The organism is Pseudoalteromonas sp. Of7M-16 (assembly GCF_022347805.1).
Lineage (GTDB): Bacteria > Pseudomonadota > Gammaproteobacteria > Enterobacterales > Alteromonadaceae > Pseudoalteromonas > Pseudoalteromonas luteoviolacea_F.
The window spans coordinates 73,959-93,031 of sequence record NZ_JAKRFY010000016.1 but is presented as its reverse complement, the minus strand read 5'-3'; the positions used below and the strand labels follow the sequence as shown (position 1 = coordinate 93,031).

Below are 19,073 nucleotides of genomic sequence, written 5' to 3'. Positions count from 1 at the left end.
CTTGCCGTTTTTTATAAAGTTAAGTTAAATTTGAGGATAGAATGACATACACTAAAAGTAAAACTAATAAACTCGCAAAAAATAGTCTTAAATACTTAAGTTGTTGCGGTGTTTTAACTACACGATGTAAGATCCCACCAAAATAAAGCCACAAAGAATCAGCAATCGCAGCGACCAGAAACAATACTAAAGCGGCTATTGCACTTGCTTGAACCTGAGACGCCGCAGGAATTGATGTATTGGCGAATATCGCAATACAAGCTGCGTATGCTTTGGGGTTAAATAAATTTAGAATAAACCCGTCTAAAAACCCGACTGGTTTGTCTCCTGCACTAGATAGACCACTGCGGTTGGTCGCAATTTTATACGCAACATAAAATAGGTAAAGTAACGCTGCTATCTGCAAGCCTTGTGTCAGCTGAGGGAAACTGAGCAATAGTGCCCCAAGCCCTGTTGCAGCGGCCGCAATAGCGACGGAGAGACCAGTCAAAATACCTAAGAGAAAAGGTGCTCCCGCTTTTACTCCTGAACTTGCGCCAACTGCTGCAAGCGCTAAGGGGGCAGGACCTGGTGAACCTAAAAGTAAAAAAGCGGTGACTGCGAGAGAAATAACTGCTTCAAGCATAAGATCTCCAAACGTTTTTAAATTTGATTAATTTTTAATTTGATAGGGTGAGGGGAAAGTCAGGGTCTAAGACTTGTCGCCTTAAACCCTTGAGCATTACTCTGGATCTGGGATACGAACAACCCCCTCCATTAATACTCTCGCACTGCGGCTCATAATGGCTTTCTTCGCCAACCACCTCTGACCGCTTTGCTCAGCTTCTGCGCCAACCTTGAGCGTGCCCGAAGGGTGTCCAAATGTAACTTGGTTTCGTTCACCTCCACCAGCAGCTTCATTAACAATAGTCCCAGGAATTGCGGCCGCAGTCGCAATTGCAACCGCCGCAGTCCCCATCATAGCATGGTGCAGTTTCCCCATAGATAAGGCACGCACATTGAGGTCTATCTCTTGTGCATCAACTACCTTACCACTAGATGCAGTGTACCCTTGAGCACCACTCACAAAAGCAATTTTTGGAGTATGCTGTCGAACCTTAGCTTCTTCAAGGTCCTTGATTAAACCCATTTTTAACGCACCATAAGCGCGGATTTTTTCGAGCCTCTGCAATATTTTATCGTCACCATTTATCGCTTCTTGCAACTCAACACCTTCAAAGCCTAAATCATTTGCCTTGAAAAAGAGCGTTGGAATACCTGCATTTATCATGGTCACATCAAAAGCCCCCTCATCCGGCACCTCAAGCACATCTATCAAGTTACCACTTGGGAACATATCTGCATCGGCATCTGCCGGGTCCAGAAATTCGACCACAACTTCAGCTGCGGGGAAAGTCACACCATCAAGCTCGAAATCCCCCGTCTCTTGCACTTCGCCATTTGTCACAGGGATATGAGCGACAATAGTTTTACCAATATTGGCCTGCCAAATACGTACAATTGCCACACCATTTTCCGGTACTCGCGCTCGATCAACTAATCCATTACTGATAGCAAAAGCACCAACAGCAGCAGTTAAATTGCCGCAATTACCACTCCAATCAATAAACGGTTTATCAATTGCGACTTGGCCAAAAAGGTAATCAACATCGTGATCAGCTTGTGTGCTTTTTGATAAAATCACTGTTTTACTCGTGCTAGACGTAGCACCGCCCATCCCATCGGTTTGCTTACCATAAGGATCTGGACTACCAATAACCCGCAGTAAAATATCATCCCGCAACTTACCAGCAACCTGTGCCCCTTTTGGTAAATCTTCTAAATTAAAAAAGACGCCTTTTGACGTACCACCGCGCATATAAGTTGCGGGTATTTTGATTTGTGGTTTGAAACTCATAGTCCTTCCTAACAATAAACCCAAGCTAAGCTTGGGTTTAATTTGATGATTTTAATTAAGCGTTAGCCTCTAAAAAGTCCTTTGCAAAACGCTGTAACACGCCACCGGCTTCGTAAATTGATACTTCTTCAGCGGTATCTAATCGGCATGTCACTTCGACTTCAACCCGCTCACCATTTTGGCGGTTTATCACCAGAGTTAGTGTCGTACCTGGTGTGCGCTCACCAATCACGTCATAAGTTTCAGTGCCATCTAAACCAAGCGTCAGTCTTGTCGTGCCCGATTTAAATTCAAGCGGTAGTACACCCATACCAATCAAGTTAGTTCTATGGATACGCTCGAACCCTTCAGCGACAATCACTTCAACACCCGCAAGACGAACCCCTTTGGCAGCCCAATCGCGCGAAGAACCTTGACCATAATCTGCACCTGCAACAATGATCAGCGGCTGCTTTCTGTCCATATAAGTTTCAATCGCTTCCCACATTCGCGTAACCTGCCCTTCAGGCTCGACACGAGCTAAAGAACCTTGTTTCACTTCCCCGTTTTCCTTAACCATTTCGTTAAGCAATTTCGGGTTTGCAAAAGTGGCGCGCTGAGCGGTTAAGTGATCACCCCGGTGGGTTGCGTAAGAGTTAAAGTCTTCCTCAGGCAGCCCCATTTTGGCAAGGTATTCGCCTGCCGCACTACTTGCCATTATCGCATTAGAAGGAGAAAGGTGATCTGTTGTAATGTTATCGCCTAAGATAGCCAAAGGTCTCATCCCTTTCATTGTTCGCTCACCGGCAAGCGCACCTTCCCAATAGGGTGGACGACGAATATAGGTGCTCATTTCACGCCAGTCATACAGTGGATCATTATCCTCTCCGTAATCAACACTCAAATTAAACATCGGGTCATATACTTCTCTAAATTGCTGAGGTTTAACGCTCTTAGCAATTACCGCATCAATTTCTTCATCGCTAGGCCAAATGTCTTTCAGTGTAACCGGATTACCTGCTTGGTCATGACCCAATACATCTTGCTCAATATCAAAACGCACACTACCAGCTATCGCATACGCGACAACCAAAGGAGGCGAAGCTAGGAACGCCTGTTTAGCATATGGGTGGATACGACCATCAAAGTTACGGTTGCCAGATAAAACGGCTGTGGCATATAAATCTCTATCAATCACTTCTTGTTGGATCTTCGGGTCAAGTGCACCGCTCATGCCATTACAGGTCGTACATGCAAACGCAACGATACCAAAACCAAGCGCTTCTAATTCAGGTAATAGATCTGCCTCTGTCATATAAGAGCGCACAGCCTTCGAACCTGGAGCAAACGAAGTTTTTACCCAAGGTTTACGCTTCAGGCCTAGCTTATTTGCATTTCTCGCCAGCAGGCCCGCTGCAACAACATTTCTTGGGTTACTGGTATTAGTACAACTGGTGATAGCCGCGATGATAACAGCACCATCTGGCATTTTATCTTCTGTTTTTTCGTAATCTGCCACTATGCCTTGTTTAGCTAAATCTTGTGTAGCTACACGGCGATGCGGATTTGAAGGACCAGCTAAGTTGCGGCCCACACTCGACAAGTCAAACTTAAGTACACGCTCGTACTTAGCCTCTGTCATTGAGTCTGCCCATAGCCCGGTCAGCTTTGCATACTGCTCTACTAACTCTACCTGATCATCATCACGGCCAGTCAGTTTTAAGTAGTCTATGGTCTTTTGATCGATGTAGAACATTGCCGCCGTCGCGCCATATTCTGGTGTCATATTTGAAATAGTTGCACGGTCACCTAGGGTAAGGTCATTGGCACCTTCACCGAAAAACTCTAAATAGGTCGAAACGACTTTTTCGTTTCGTAAAAATTCAGTGATCGCCAGTACAATATCTGTTGCTGTGATCCCCGGTTGACGCTTGCCAACCAACTCAACACCAACAATATCAGGTAAACGCATATAGGACGCACGTCCTAACATGACGCTTTCAGCTTCAAGGCCGCCGACACCGATTGCAATCACGCCTAACGCATCGACATGCGGTGTGTGACTGTCAGTCCCCACCAATGTGTCAGGGAATGCGACACCATCGCGAGCTTGAATAACAGGAGACATTTTCTCTAAATTGATTTGATGCAAAATGCCATTTCCAGGCGGGATCACGTCCACATTTTTAAACGCAGTTTTGGTCCAGTTAATGAAGTGAAAGCGGTCATCGTTGCGACGATCTTCTATCGCGCGGTTTTTTTCAAACGCGTTTTCTTCAAAGCCCGCATGTTCTACGGCTAAACTGTGGTCAACAATTAACTGTGTCGGCACAACTGGATTCACTTTCGCCGGATCGCCTCCTTTGGCCGCAATCGCATCGCGCAAACCAGCCAAATCAACAAGGGCTGTTTGACCAAGAATATCATGGCAGACAACACGAGCTGGAAACCATGGAAAATCAAGATCTCGACGGCGCTCGACAATTTGCGTTAAATAATCATTAAGTTTTTCAGGATCTGCTCTGCGAACTAAGTTTTCTGCCAGTACTTTTGAGGTATAAGGTAATTCGGCATAGGCACCTGGCTTTATCGCCTCAATGGCCTCGCGCGTATCGTAATAGCATAGGGTCGAATCAGGTAATCGTTTACGGTATTGGGTATTCATAACTGCTTTCCAACTGAAGAAGTGACGGTGTACTCAAGATGGAACACGTCCAAAGTGTTCCATGTTGGCGACTAAAACACGATGTGCAAGTCGCGAGTATTAACGCTCTGCAATAGCAGGCACTGGGCGAAGCTCTTCGCCGGTATACTCAGCTGAAGGACGGATAATACGGTTGTCAGCACGCTGTTCCATAACATGCGCAGCCCAACCTGTTAAACGAGACATCACAAAAATTGGCGTAAATAATTTAGTTGGTATACCCATGAAGTTATATGCAGATGCGTGGAAGAAATCCGCATTACAGAACAACTTTTTCTCACGCCACATCACTTCTTCACAGCGCACTGAAACTGGGTAAAGCACCGAGTCACCGACATCCGCAGCAAGCTTTTCAGACCATGTTTTGATGATTTCGTTACGTGGATCAGATTCTGAATAAATCGCGTGACCAAAGCCCATGATTTTTTCTTTACGCTCCAACATACCCATCATTTCTTGTTCAGCATGCTCTGGTGACTCAAAACGTTCAATCATTTCCATTGCAGCTTCGTTGGCACCGCCGTGAAGAGGACCACGTAAAGAACCGATTGCACCAGTAACACAAGAATGCATATCAGATAACGTTGAGGCACAAACACGCGCTGTAAACGTCGACGCATTGAACTCGTGCTCAGCATAAAGAATAAGAGATACGTGCATAACGCGCTCATGAAGCTCAGATGGCTTTTCACCGCGTAACAGGTGTAAGAAGTGAGCGCCAATTGAATCATCATCAGTTTCAACATCAACGCGCACGCCGTCATGGCTAAATCGATACCAGTAACAAATAATACTAGGGAAACAAGCAAGCATACGGTCAGTCACTTTACCCTGCTCATCAAAGCTTGCCTCACCCTCTAAGTTACCAAGCATTGAACAACCCGTACGAAGTACATCCATTGGGTGTGCATCAGCAGGGATACGCTCTAATACATCTTTTAACGCAACTGGCAAGCCGCGCATTGATTTAAGCAGTGCTTTATATTCATCTAACTCACTTTGGTTAGGTAGCTTGCCTTTTAGAATTAAGTACGCAACCTCTTCGAATTGACAATTTTCGGCAAGGTCTTTTACGTCATAACCACGATAAGTTAACCCTGAGCCTGATTTTCCAACTGTTGATAACGCAGTTTTCCCTGCAACTTGACCACGCAGACCTGCACCACTTAGTACTTTAGCCATAACTTTCTCCTGAAATTTTTACCTGCTGAATTTTAAATCTTTATTGTGAGCGCGCTTGTGCACGCTCTTTATACTGTTAGTTACTTGTTCTTGCCTTCGGCGAACAGCGCATCGAGCTTTTGTTCGTATTCGTGGTAACCAAGGTAATCATATAAATCCATACGAGTCTGCATGGTATCGACCACTGCTTTTTGATCACCGTCGTTCAGTAATGTTCGATACACCAGCTCCGCAGCTTTGTTCATCGCACGAAATGCACTTAGCGGATAGAGGACCATTCCAACGCCCCAATCAGCTAGCTCTTTTTTATTCCATAATTCTGTCTTACCAAACTCAGTCATGTTCGCCAAAATAGGCACATCTAATGCCTCTGAAAAAGCTCTATAATGCTCTTCAGTTTGAATCGCTTCTGCAAAAATGCCGTCTGCACCAGCTTCAACATACGCTTTAGCACGTGCTATCGCCGCATCAAGCCCTTCTTGTGCAAATGCATCGGTACGCGCCATAATAAAAAAGTCTTTATCTGTGCGAGCATCAACCGCTGCTTTAATGCGATCGACCATTTCTTCAGTAGACACGATTTCTTTATTTGGTCTGTGACCACAGCGCTTTTGCGCTACTTGGTCTTCAATATGTACGGCTGCAGCACCCGCCTTTTCCATGTCTCTGATTGTTTTAGCAATGTTAAACGCACCACCCCAACCAGTATCGATATCTACCATTAGAGGCAGATCACATGCCGACGTAATACGCTGTACATCTGCAATCACATCGTTGAGTGAAGTCATCCCAAGATCAGGTAGGCCATAAGAAGCATTAGCTACACCACCACCAGATAAGTATATTGCTTGGTGACCAATTTGCTTTGCCATTATTGCGCTGTAAGCATTGATAGTTCCCACAATTTGTAAAGGCTGATTTGCATTTAATGCGTCACGAAATTTTTTTCCTGCACTCATGATGGTGTATTCTCCTGTGATGTTTACTTCATTTTAGTTAGCTTGACGGCAATATTATTTTTAGAATATTGGATATGGCGTCGCATCAATATTTCGGCCAATTCGCCATCTCGATTAGAAATCGCTCTTACAATATGCTTGTGCTCGTCATAAGCCGTTGTAACTCGAGGCCCAGTCATTCCCAACTGAACTCGGTACATCCTAGCCAAGTGGTAAATACCATTACTTAACATGGTGATTAGTTGCTGATTTTTACTGCCCACAATGATTCGATAGTGAAAATCTAAATCACCCGCTTCTTGGTAATAAGTGTGGTTTTGTCTGACTTCATCTTGCTGTCCCTCCAATAAGCTACTGAGTTCATAAATCTCAGCCTCAGGCATATTTTGCGCAGCAAGCCTTGCAGCCATGCCTTCCAATGCTTCACGGATCTGATATAACTCAAGTAGACCGTCTTCCGTAAGCGTTACGACACGCGCACCTACATTGGCTTTGCGCTCAACAATGTTACATGCTTCTAAGCGGTTAATAGCTTCTCGAATAACTGCTCGACTGACCTCAAATTTTGTCGACAATTCAACTTCACTGAGCTTAGCTCCAGCAGGGATCAAACCCTCTACTATTTCCTCTCTCAACTGAAAATATGTTTTATCTGAAGAGGTTACAGCTTGCTCTTGAAAAAAAACCATTTAAAAGCCACACAGTTGTATTTACCGAATGCCAACAATATAGATACACTTTACGTTAACGTCAACCTGCAAACCGATAAATTGTCGACAATCTAGATATCTACATTATTCATCATATTTATGACACTAAAATAAAAGCGCAAACTTTGATGGAATAAAAAGGTACAAGGGGTCATTTAAAAGGGTTCAGATGTAGATGTAGATGTAGATGTAGATGTAGAAAAGATAGTTTTTTGTAAATATTTAAAAAGTGTCAACTTTGTTTAGGACGGGATACGGGCAATAAAAAAGGCAAGCTAAGCTTGCCTTTTTTACTTGTTAAAACTGTGACAGTTACAGCTTAACGATTTCCTCAGCTTGAGGACCTTTTTGGCCTGTAGTAAGTTTAAATTCTACACGCTCGCCTTCAGCTAGAGTACGGAAACCATCGCCTTTGATTGCACTGAAGTGTGCAAATACATCTGGGCCATTTTCCTGAGCGATAAAACCAAAGCCTTTTGACTCGTTAAACCACTTTACTGTACCTGTTAAAGTATTAGACATAATAATAAATCCTGATAAAAAATATAAATGCCAATCCTTAAAAGCAAATTCTACACTGCTTAAAGAGAATCCATTTTTATAAACTGGCAAACCTATGCCCTTGTGGGCGCATAGACCTAAATTTTGCCGGTGATAAAACTTCAGGACGGTACTACTACAAGCTAACACTTATACAACAACGTAATGGAGATTTATAAACACTGACCGAAATTCTGTCTATGTTCATCTTATAGGGATGCCCCTCTAAGTCAACTAATTTTTAAACATATTTATGAATGCTTAATGACATAATCTCATAAGCATTGTGAACAATTAAAGACAGCGCTATAGGCCTTGTAAAAACACGGCTTTTACCCATATCTATACCAAACAATAATTATTGATTTTTACGCACAAAAAACAACATTAAGAGCGTACCTAGAGCAATATTACTAACTTAATAAATGCGCCTAATAATCTATGAAATAAAGCATAAAGCGAGCTTACAAATGCGTACTTTTCCGGTTTAAAAATTGCACATATTGCAACAGAAAGATTCCTACTTCTTTTTCTATAATTGCATTCGCTCGTTACTGCCATTTTCCCTTTCTCATTACAAAGAGTTTTTCAATTTTTTAGAGATATCTGCAGTAGTGAGTAAAAAGGATTATGGTTCTCTTGACTGTTTAAAACTTTTTTCCAGTAGTAGGTTCACTTCCGAGCTTGGCACTGGCTTAGAAAAAAAATGCCCTTGTAATTGATCACAGCCATTAGCCGCCAAAGCTTTGGCTTGCATTTCGCATTCGACACCCTCCGCTATACAATTTACACCAAGGCTCTTTGCAATATTTATCATCACCATCGCAAGATCATCTTGGTGCTCTGCACCTCCAATCTCATTAATGAAGCTTGGATCTATTTTAATCGAGTCAAAGTGTAGCTCCCTAAGCAAACTTGGGTTTGTATGCCCTACACCAAAATCATCAATGGCTAGGTGAAACCCCTGCTGACGCAACGAGTCAAGCGTTGCCTTCAGTTCATCAGCTCGCTCTAGCAATGGTTGCTCTGCAATTTCTAACTCGAACTGCTGTGGTTTTAGCTGATGCTTATCCAGCAGGGCCATTAATTGCTCACTAAACATGCCATTTAACAAGTGTTTTATCGATAGATTTAAACACAGCTGCAGATCAGGGTAACGCTCTAACCAGATCACAAATTGAGGGATGGCCAACTCGAAAACATACATGCTTAAATGGCCGTTTATTCCAGCACTTTCTGCTACGTCTACGAACTGCTCAGCAACTATCAACTCATCACCACACTGCCAGCGAGCCAGCACTTCCAGCTTTTCAATCACTAAAGTCTGCGCATTTAATATTGGCTGAAAGTGCGCTAAGAAAGCTTTTTGATGCAGTGCTTTTATCATCGCAGTTTCTTTTTCAAGATAAAGCTCTGCCTCTTTATCTAATTCGGGACAATAAAATTGATAGTTTGAATGCCCCACTTTTTTTGCCCTATACATGGCGGTATCTGCGCTTTTCATCAGTGAGTCTGCGTTCTCACCATCATCTGGGTACAATGCAACTCCAGCACTAAATGACACATTGACTTGGGTCGCTCTCAGTTCATAATGACCACCAGATGCCTGAAATACTTTGTCTACAACAAGACGAACGTGTCGCCTATCTTCCATGCTATCGATAAGCAGAACAAACTCGTCTCCGCCAATACGAGATACGGTATCACAAGCTCTAATACTGGCAGTTAACCGTTTAGCTACTTGCTTCAATAATTCGTCACCATTATCGTGTCCTAACGAATCATTTATTGCTTTAAACTTATTTAAGTCTAAGAATATGAGCGCAAATTGGTGCTTATGCCGCTTTGCCCGTTTACACGACTGCACCAGCCTATCTTGCAATAATAATCGGTTTGGTAAACCGGTTAACGCATCGTGGTGCGCCAAATGGTTCATCTTTTTCCTCAGTAAACGGGACTCAGTCACATCCTGAAATACCAGTACGGCACCTGCTATTTTATCGCCACGCAAAAAGATAGGTGAGCAACACACCTCGATAGCAAAGTCTAGCCCCAGGTGATTACGAAAGCAGATTAGTTCATTTAAACAGACCGTTTGTAATTCCGTCATTGATTGGCGCATTGGATCATCAATTGGTTCTTTGCTGTCTTCTTGATACAATGGCACCACTTCTTCAAAATCCTGCCCTTTTACCTCATCAGTTAACAGTGCCAGTACAGCTTCCGCCACAGGATTCATAAAAGTAATGCGATTATTGATATCTGTGCAAATCACACCATCGCCCACTGAACTTAGTGTAATTGCCAATAATTCATGCTGCTTTTGCAACTCGCTTTGTTTGTCGACATCCACTAGCTGACCCAAATAAACACCTGCTAAATGGGTGTGATTTAGACTTACTACCAATTCTTTTTGCTTGCCTTCAAAATTGCTCAATTTAAAAGAGAGCAGTTCAAAATCTTCCCCCTCACTTTGCCACAGCATAAAACGCTCAAAGCTTCGCTCATCAATTAAGCCTTTTAAACCAACGGCAGTAAGATCTTCCTCTTGTACTTCAAGTTGACCACAAAAGCCTTGGCTTACCGCGTACAAAGTGCCATTTTCACACACTAAAAACTGAGCATTTAAAGATTCTCTAAATACTTCATAATAGAGTTCACCATGCTCTCCAAAACCAATTTCCTGTTGCTTTTTACGTGCCAAGTAAATTACGCCAGCCCCCAACACCACAGCCATTACAAAGCCAGTTATCGCAAGAGAAAAATAATTAAATAGCTCAATCAATGACTCATTGCCATAGTGCCCAGCTTCGGTGAATAACCAATTTTCAACAAATTGACTAATTTGGATACCAAATGACAAACCGACTAGGAGAAAAAAAAAGCTAAGTAAAAGTTTTTGAGTGAGTCGATTCATATGCGTTCGCGCGAAATCACTAAGTTAGAAATGAATTTGCAATATTCACTAAGCGTAGACACTGTTGTGCAACTTTTACAGTAAGAGCCAACAAATAGATTATTTATATTTCTGGAATTTAACTGGCTTTTGTCCTAAATCTAATAGGGGTGAGAATATCGGAAAAAGTCTATGATGACCTTAAGCGACGACACAAAAGTTGTTGAAAACTTTGTTCGGGTGGCACAAATAATCGCCAATTTAGAATCCATATTAACGCAAGCCAAAAATCTTTCATTAACCGCAAAAAATGCACGAGTAGTTGCATTAAGAGCGGGTGATGCTGCGCTTGGATTTAAACCCATCACCAACTTTATCGATGAGTTTTCGGAGCAGACCATAAACTCGACAACTAAAATAGCAGACCTATCTAATCAGCTATTTAATAAGGCACTTAAGTTGGTTCGTAGTAGTCAATACTATCATCAAATGACCACTCTAAAATCGCAGGTGAAATCAAGCCAGGTAGAGGCCATGTACCAACAGGCGTTGAAATCACAGCGACGCGCTGCATCGCAATTATCTCATGCACTGAGCGAGCTTGAGAACCACTTCGAAGACATTCAAAAACAAATGCAAAGTGCAGAGTACATTGCCGTCACCAGCCGTGTTGAAGCGACTAATGCCGGGGATTTTAGCGACAGTTTGCAATCTGTATCTGACTTTATCGCCAGCGCTGCCAAGACGATTAAAACAGCGGTTGTCTATAACTTAAGTGAAATCCATACACTACGGGGAGTACTAAGGTGAAACTAGCGGAATTATACAAAGCCAAAACACACAGCTGGATGATGCTTGAGTGCAATGGTTCAGCAATAAACACTCAGGGATGTGTCAATCAGTACTTTGTTCACACTCAACACGAATCCATGCTTATGGACCCTGGCGGAATAGAGCTTTTTTCTCCGATGTTAGCGGCTATTTTACAACATACTGAACTCGACAAATTAACGACCTTGTTTGCCTCCCACCAAGATCCCGATATCATTGCCACGCTCAGCCTATGGGATAAGGCTATTTCTAACGCGACATTATATGCGCCGGCACTGTGGGATCGATTCATAGAACACTTTGATCTCGACAACCTGCACTTCGAAGGAATAAATGATGAAGGCGGTGAAATTCAACTAGGCGGTGTGCGTTTGCGATTGCTTCCCGCCCACTATTTACACTCAGCAGGCAACTTTCAACTTTACGACCCAGCTGCAAAAATCCTTATGAGTGCCAATGTTGGCGCAGCAATCAAAGCACAAAATGATGCCAAATATGTAGAAGATTTCTCAAAGCACATCAAAGAAATAGAGCAGTTCCATAAACGCTGGATGCCTTCCAACCAAGCCAAATCAAACTGGATTGCACGAGTCAAAGAGTTAGATATTAATATCCTCGCACCAAATCACGGTAAGCTGTATCAAGGGGAACAAGTGCAAGAGTTTTTGGAGTGGTTCGACAAGCTGGATGTTGGTAGTGCTGCAAAATAACCCAAACTGACATTCTTAGCACTTCTTTACATGACCCAACGTATACTGGAGGCTGCGCTCAACAGCAGTGAGCGCACAATATGGGTAAGCTGTTATTGCGCGAACCTTAAACTAGAGTTGTAAAAATCAATATATGTCAATTTGAAGGCTTCGCTCTCTCTTATTAGGCTCGCTGAAGTAGTTTATTCCAATCTGAAGAACACCTGTTCAGACCCCGCACTAATTGAGTAAAAGCACGTGAAATTTAGCGAGTAAAACTCTCAACGAATATGTTTGCATGGTAAAGTAGGCAAAAAATTTATAATTTGATGCCGTGCGTATACTCAACTTTCTCAAACAACTAGGTTTAATTAGTATTATGACAATCAGTACAGCAGTCAGTGCCAGCGACACCCAAATAGACTTTCGCAAAGTAATTGGACAAAAGCTCATGCTGGACTTACGTTATTTTTGCCAAAACACCGCACCAACACACTGTCGCCAACCATTGACAAAATTGCCGCCCGAATTAGCGTCATTACTCAAACAGTACCACATCGGTGGCGTGATTTTGTTTGCCGAAAACGTACAACAAACCGAACAAATAGTGTCTCTGACCAAAGATTTACAACGAGCAAGTGACACGCCCTTGTTCATTTCTATCGATCAAGAAGGGGGTCGCGTAGCCCGAATTAATCGAGCTGAAGCCACTTCTTTTACTGGCAATATGAGTATTGGTGCCACCTATAAAACACATGGTGAGAAATATGCGACGAGTGTCGCTACAACTATTGCCAAAGAACTGAGTAGCCTTGGGATCAATGTAAACTTTGCCCCGACCGTAGATGTCAACGCCAACCCATTGAATCCCGTCATCAATGTGCGCTCATTTGGCGAGAATCCAGGAGAAGTCGCGATATTAGGCGCTGCACAGGTTAAAGCATTTGAACAGCACGGCGTCATTTCTGCGCTAAAACACTTCCCTGGCCACGGTGATACTCACGTCGACAGTCACACCGGATTGCCAAAGGTTGCACATACTCTTGCACAGATAAAACAACAAGATTTGTATCCCTTCGAACATATTATTAGGCGACAGCAGCCGGGCATGATCATGACTGCCCACATCCAATACCCAGCCCTTGATAGCAGTACAGTGACAAATAAGCAGGGGGGAAAAATGCTCCGTCCAGCAACCATGTCTAGGGCAATTATGCATGATCTGCTCAGAGGGAAAATGAATTATCAAGGTGTCACCATCACCGATGCACTTGATATGGCAGGGATCAGTGATTTTTTCTCACCGCTAGATGCTGTAATCGAAACGTTCAAAGCTGGGGTTGACATTGCCTTGATGCCAATCCAAGTACGCACACCTGAAGACATCAAAGCATTTCAATCTTTTTTCAGTGCACTGCATGAAGCTGCACAGTCAGGTCAACTGGACCAACAAGAACTATTGCTATCCAAAGCACGCATAGACAAATTAAAAGCGTCATTCATCAATCATAATTTGACACCCAGTCCAGCCATCGCAAAGGCGACCCTTGGCAACCCACAACACCGAAAAATAGAAGCAGATTTAGCGTTGGCCGCCATCACTGAGGTTAAAAATAAGGCATTGTTACCTTTGAATATCAAAGACGGTGCACATATTCATTTAATAATGCCTGATAGGCAAAAAGCCACAGCCCTAAAACAAGCTTTACTCAGTGAAGTCGACAAAGATATCAAGATCAGCCTTACCAGCTTACAAGCATTCAAGCCTGAACGAGCAAAAAATGCGATTTTAGCAGCCGACTGGGTGATCAGTGCGCATGCTTCACCACAGCAAAGCGCTGCCGAAATTGGAGGGATGGATGACCTTGTTGAACTTACCGAATATGAAGTATCAAAGCAGCAGCAACCCAAGGCACTATTAGAGCTCATGCAATATGCTCACTCTCACCAAAAAGCGAGTATATTTATAAGTTTGCGTGCACCGTACGAAATTGCAAAATATGCACTATACAATCAGGCGATTTTAGCAAGCTATGCCTATAATGTGGATGTAGCAACAGAAAATGATGTGCGCGGGCCTGCCTATACTGCACTTGCAAAAGTGATTGTCGGTAAAGCTAAAGCGCTTGGGCAATTGCCAGTGAGCATTAACCTTGAGTGATAGGCAATGTCCAAGTACAAGCCCCGCGTAAATATAGAGACTTCTACAATTTAGTGAGGGCAATATGGATCCAAAGGCGTCCTTAACGGCACCTAACGCGATTCGTGAAATGATCAGAGCCGGAGACTACTCAGGTCCAACAAATGGGTTTGTGCCCGGCTTCACACAATGTAATATTGTGATTTTACCTAAAGCATATGCTTTTGATTTTCAAAAGTACTGTCAGAACAACCATGATTGCTGTCCGTTACTTGCAACCAGTATCAATGAAGGGGATTTTCGCTTAGATCCGCTAGGCAGTAATATTGATATACGCAGCGATGTGCCAAAATATCGCGTGCTAAAAGACGGTCAGTTGGTTGATGAAGTCACCAATATCACAAAAATTTGGCGAACAGACTTTGTGACATTCGCGCTTGCAAGTTATGTTGCATTTGATTACGTTCTCAATACATTTGGCTTTGATACCTCAACTTCGAGCCCCGCACATACTTTACCCATGTACATCAGTGATATTCCAAGCCAGCCCGTTGGCCCTTTTAAAAGTAACAAAGTCGTTTGCTTAAGACCAATGGACACCAAAGAGATTATTCGGGCAATTCAAGCAGGCAGCATCAGTCGCGTACCACATGGGATCCCTGTCCACTTTGGCAACCCCGCCGACATCGGTATCAACAATCTCAGCAAACCCAATTTTGGTGACCCCATCTTTATCCCTGAACACAAACAGCCTGTATTTTGGACAACCAGTTTAACCGCTCATCTCGCAATTACCCGCGCAGCGCCAGAATTGTGTATTATCAATAGTCCACAACATATGTTGGTCACTGATAGGCCGGATATGGATCTGTTAATACAATAATTAGAAAGTAGGTTGGCATGTTATTAAACTGCGATTTGGGCGAAAGTTTTGGTGCTTGGAAAATGGGGCTTGATGTCGATGTCATGCCCCATATTGATATGGCAAATATTGCATGTGGCTTTCATGCAGGCGACCCAAGCGTTATGGCGCAAACTTTGGCACTTGCTAAGGAGCACTCTGTTAGTATTGGTGCACACCCAAGTTACCCAGACTTACAAGGATTTGGTCGGCGCTCATTGAATATGGCAAAACAAGACCTGATCCATTGCATTCACTATCAAGTTGCTGCACTTGAAGGCATGGCCAATATAGCTGGCATGCAGCTCACCTATGTCAAACCACATGGTGCCCTCTATAACGACATGATGCGCGATACATCTATATTGGAAACATTGCTCGAAGCGCTAAGCCTTTATCCTTCAAATCTCAAGTTAATGCTACTCGCCACAGCACAGGCAGAGCAGCACCAAAACTTAGCAAACCAGTATAAAGTGGATCTTCTGCTTGAAGCCTTTGCGGATAGGCTTTATACCGATGATGGATTGCTTACACCCAGAACACAGCCCAATGCCGTGCACAATGAAGAAAAATTGCTGGAGCAAGTTGCCCTACTTGCTTCAAAACAGTCTGTTTTAACAGCCACAGGGAAAACACTATTCTTACCCGCTGATACACTTTGTGTTCATGGCGACAATCTGCATGCGATCAATCAAATTCAAAAAATTAAAAACATTCTCAGTGCCCGCACCTAGATAATTCAAACAATTAAGGACAAATATGGAGTTGTTAACTTCGCGCCTAAGGCTAAGACCTTTGAGCCAACAAGATTGGCCGCTTTTCCAAGCATTAAACCAAAACCCTGAAGTCATGAAATTTGTCGCAGATATTCAACAGTTAAACGAGATTAAAGCCAATTTCGATCTCCGTTGTAGCCCATGGCACAAAAATACAAACGCTTGGCTCACACTAGTTATTGAGCGACAAGATACGGGAGAACCCATTGGTTTACATGGGTTTAAAACGATTTCTGACCCCCCTGCTATTGCTGAACTTGGTTTTATGCTTTGCCCCAATCATCAGGGGCAAGGGTATGCCTATGAGGCGTCAATGGCTGTTATTGAAAACGCATTTAAAGTACACAACTATGACACGCTCATGGCTACAGTGACAAAAGGAAATGCCGCATCAGAGCAATTACTGTATAAGCTGGGGTTTAAAGTACACCAAGTCATTGAGAGAAACTATATGATTGGTGGTAACTTGTTGGATGATATTGAACTTGTCTTACACAAACCGGCTGCAAAAAAGCGCCACCCTGCGTAATTGGGTGGCGCTTGGTCCCTCAGAGATTTCGCTCAGAGGCTTGATATGTGCGAGTTAAAACGGGCCCGCATTTATGTCAGGAGACTGCCATAAACTAGACCAGACGAAGTTACCATGGATATAGTAGATCGTATCTCCATGGATAACGCCTCTGTCGTCCGACGCTCGCACATAAGGAACGCTGTTTGTCGGATCATCATAAGTTGCAATACTGCTACCAAGATAGGTCAAAGATCCGGAGTTTTCGGTATTCACTTCAAATGCAGCCAATTCATTGATGTTACCCCAAACACTTGAGTTATCGGCTAAAATAGTGGCTTCCCAAGATTCTACAGGTAATGTCATGCGAAACTCTTGGTCGCTCACCTTCACCCAGCTAAATGCGTGATGATCAAATTCAACTGGCGTATAACCGCCTGCAAATACATGCTCTTTAATCAAGGTTGGTGACGTCATGTTGCTGACATCAAACAAACTAACTTTTGCACCGATTTCAGGGAATACCGTATTTGATGTATCGTCATTGTCGCTGTCGATAACCGCAGGCTCTGATAGAAATGCGAAGTCTCCTACATTTTGACCAACACCAATTAATAAATTGTCTGATACAGGGTGAAGATATGCAGAATACCCAGGTATTTCCAGAGCGCCGGCTATCACTGGCTCAGCCGGCTTCGATAAGTCAATAACATACAGCGGGTCAATGCGCCTAAACGTCACCACATATGCTCTTTCACCCATAAATCTTACCGCATAGATATTTTCTTCAACCATGCCATTTTCTTCAACTTTACCTATCGGGGTTGGCTGGCTTTCATTGGGCAAATTGGAAATTATCTCTAGGTTAGCGCCCTGTTGCTCCAACACAAATAGCTGATGGATCATACCTTTTGTTTCACTAAAGCGAGTTGTGACCAAACGAAGCTTGTCTTCAAACTCACTAAGTCTAAAGGCAGCATCACTCACGTTTTGAACAATTGCAGGTTCAATCATGCCACCAAAGTTACTGCCAAAACCTAGCGATCCTGCAACTGCCCCTGATGCACTATAAGTGATATTGCCATCTACTATCGAAAACTTATGTAGCGCTGTTTGAGACAAGTCATCAAAACTTACAGCATCACTCGGCCAAAAACGTTTATGTAAATAAATACTTTGCTGAGATGCATACACACCATCTGTTGGTACATTGATACAGGTCGATTGAACGCTAGATGGATCTTGCAGCGAAATTTTAGTGATTGTAGTGATGGTATTGGCACTGTCTGTCACCACGGTATCTTCTGGAATATAACACGAACTAGGGTCAAATAAAGGCGATACCGCACCTGTTTTTAGGTCTGTGATCTTGGGCAATAATTCAGATACGTTGAGCTGATATAATGCTTGATAAACCGCCAAATCATCACTTAGCTCCGAACTGTAATTGGCATCAAATTCACTAATTACATACAACTCGTTATTGATCACCCTGCTATCTAGAATGTTGCCGTCAACACGATACTGCTTAAGTACTTGGGACTGTTCAGGCGTGGTTACGTCTGCAAAACTTAACTCAAATGTATTGAGAAAGGTGTTCGCTACCACTGACGTATCAGAAGATGTGCTGCTCGACGCAGGGGAGGAGTCCAAAGTCAGCACTGGATATTTAAATACAGAAGCCAGTCGCCCGTCGTTTAAGTAGAGCTCTTGCTGGCTATATAAATTCTCAGATGCCTCTATTCTTTCAACTTCTTCAATGCCTTGTTCAGTGCGTTTCATTACACGGACATATTGCTTAAATACTGCGTTTTGAGACAAATCTTGCCCAGAATGGGCAGCAATATACAAATAGTTGCCGTCGTATTCGATACGGTCCCCTTCATCTACACCCGATTCAACAACATTCGTAGATGAAAACTGATTACTTGACTCTCCTTCAGAGACTGGCGATGCATTGACAGGAGTTTCAAGGCTAGAATCATTTTTATCACTTGGTCGGCTATTCAAATAGACACCGTTTTTCAATAGTGAGCTAAACTCACTCGATGACGCTTTTTTCAGCTTTGCTGATGACTCACCCAACCAAGTTAATTCTGGTACACTTGTCGGTAATTTGGTCTCTCCCTGATCTACCTTGTTATCACTATTACTATCACTACCTCCGCCACATGCAACCAAAACAGGCAAAACAGCTATCGCAACGCCCGCTTTTGCCAGTGAAAGAGTAAATCTAGAGTAAAACATAGTTGTGCTCCTTGATTAAAAGTAACTTTACTTTAATACAGTGACACCATTCTTCTGTTATTTCGCTCGATCTATTTGTTATTTAATGTAACCAGTTCTGGTAATTACTAAAAT

General features: G+C 43.0%; 15 protein-coding genes. 6 read left to right on the top strand and 9 right to left on the bottom strand.

The genetic code is table 11. The annotated features are described in order from the left end of the window. Positions 1-19 precede the first annotated feature (19 nt). From MHN81_RS16730 to MHN81_RS16695, 8 genes are all read right to left on the bottom strand, one after another. Complete coding sequence (locus MHN81_RS16730) at positions 20-625, bottom strand: LysE family transporter (protein ID WP_023398383.1); 606 nt, start codon at positions 623-625, stop codon at positions 20-22. Positions 626-721: 96 nt separating this feature from the next. Further along, positions 722-1,897, bottom strand: coding sequence for a 2-methylaconitate cis-trans isomerase PrpF (prpF, locus tag MHN81_RS16725; protein ID WP_239426264.1), 1,176 nt, complete (start codon positions 1,895-1,897; stop codon positions 722-724). 55 nt (positions 1,898-1,952) lie between these two features. Beyond that, entirely contained in the window at positions 1,953-4,541 is a 2,589-nt protein-coding gene (acnD, locus tag MHN81_RS16720; RefSeq protein WP_023398381.1) for a Fe/S-dependent 2-methylisocitrate dehydratase AcnD, read from the bottom strand. 99 nt (positions 4,542-4,640) lie between these two features. Further along, positions 4,641-5,762 (bottom strand): 2-methylcitrate synthase, encoded by a 1,122-nt coding sequence (prpC, locus tag MHN81_RS16715; RefSeq protein WP_239426263.1) that lies wholly within the window; start codon positions 5,760-5,762, stop codon positions 4,641-4,643. An 80-nt stretch (positions 5,763-5,842) separates the two neighbouring features. Next, positions 5,843-6,721 carry a methylisocitrate lyase gene (prpB, locus tag MHN81_RS16710; RefSeq protein WP_023398379.1) on the bottom strand — a complete coding sequence of 293 codons (879 nt, stop codon included), beginning with the start codon at positions 6,719-6,721 and terminating at the stop codon, positions 5,843-5,845. Positions 6,722-6,744: 23 nt separating this feature from the next. Then, positions 6,745-7,410 (bottom strand): GntR family transcriptional regulator, encoded by a 666-nt coding sequence (locus MHN81_RS16705; protein WP_023398378.1) that lies wholly within the window; start codon positions 7,408-7,410, stop codon positions 6,745-6,747. Positions 7,411-7,743: 333 nt separating this feature from the next. Continuing rightward, positions 7,744-7,953: a cold-shock protein gene (locus MHN81_RS16700; protein ID WP_023398377.1), complete on the bottom strand. Its 210-nt coding sequence runs from the start codon at positions 7,951-7,953 to the stop codon at positions 7,744-7,746. Between the two features lie 646 nt (positions 7,954-8,599). Beyond that, positions 8,600-10,888: an EAL domain-containing protein gene (locus MHN81_RS16695; protein WP_239426262.1), complete on the bottom strand. Its 2,289-nt coding sequence runs from the start codon at positions 10,886-10,888 to the stop codon at positions 8,600-8,602. 171 nt (positions 10,889-11,059) lie between these two features. On the opposite strand from MHN81_RS16695, the gene MHN81_RS16690 reads away from it, so the two are divergent. The 6 genes from MHN81_RS16690 (at position 11,060) to MHN81_RS16665 (ending at position 16,733) form a co-directional block, all read left to right on the top strand. After that, the gene (locus MHN81_RS16690) at positions 11,060-11,677 is read left to right on the top strand and encodes a chemotaxis protein (RefSeq protein WP_239426261.1); all 618 of its coding nucleotides are present in this window, start codon (positions 11,060-11,062) and stop codon (positions 11,675-11,677) included. After that, the gene (locus tag MHN81_RS16685) at positions 11,674-12,408 is read left to right on the top strand and encodes an MBL fold metallo-hydrolase (protein WP_023398374.1); all 735 of its coding nucleotides are present in this window, start codon (positions 11,674-11,676) and stop codon (positions 12,406-12,408) included. Before MHN81_RS16690 ends, MHN81_RS16685 begins: the two co-directional genes overlap by 4 nt. 358 nt (positions 12,409-12,766) lie before the next feature. Continuing rightward, positions 12,767-14,548, top strand: coding sequence for a glycoside hydrolase family 3 protein (locus tag MHN81_RS16680; RefSeq protein WP_239426260.1), 1,782 nt, complete (start codon positions 12,767-12,769; stop codon positions 14,546-14,548). A 64-nt stretch (positions 14,549-14,612) separates the two neighbouring features. Beyond that, entirely contained in the window at positions 14,613-15,410 is a 798-nt protein-coding gene (locus MHN81_RS16675) for a DUF1445 domain-containing protein (protein ID WP_023398372.1), read from the top strand. Positions 15,411-15,427: 17 nt separating this feature from the next. Further along, entirely contained in the window at positions 15,428-16,162 is a 735-nt protein-coding gene (locus MHN81_RS16670) for a 5-oxoprolinase subunit PxpA (RefSeq protein ID WP_239426259.1), read from the top strand. 25 nt (positions 16,163-16,187) lie between these two features. Next, positions 16,188-16,733: a GNAT family N-acetyltransferase gene (locus MHN81_RS16665; protein ID WP_023398370.1), complete on the top strand. Its 546-nt coding sequence runs from the start codon at positions 16,188-16,190 to the stop codon at positions 16,731-16,733. Between the two features lie 54 nt (positions 16,734-16,787). On the opposite strand, the gene MHN81_RS16660 is transcribed toward MHN81_RS16665, so the two are convergent. Continuing rightward, positions 16,788-18,959, bottom strand: a complete 2,172-nt coding sequence (locus MHN81_RS16660) for a beta-propeller domain-containing protein (RefSeq protein WP_239426258.1) — start codon at positions 18,957-18,959, stop codon at positions 16,788-16,790. Positions 18,960-19,073: the final 114 nt, after the last annotated feature.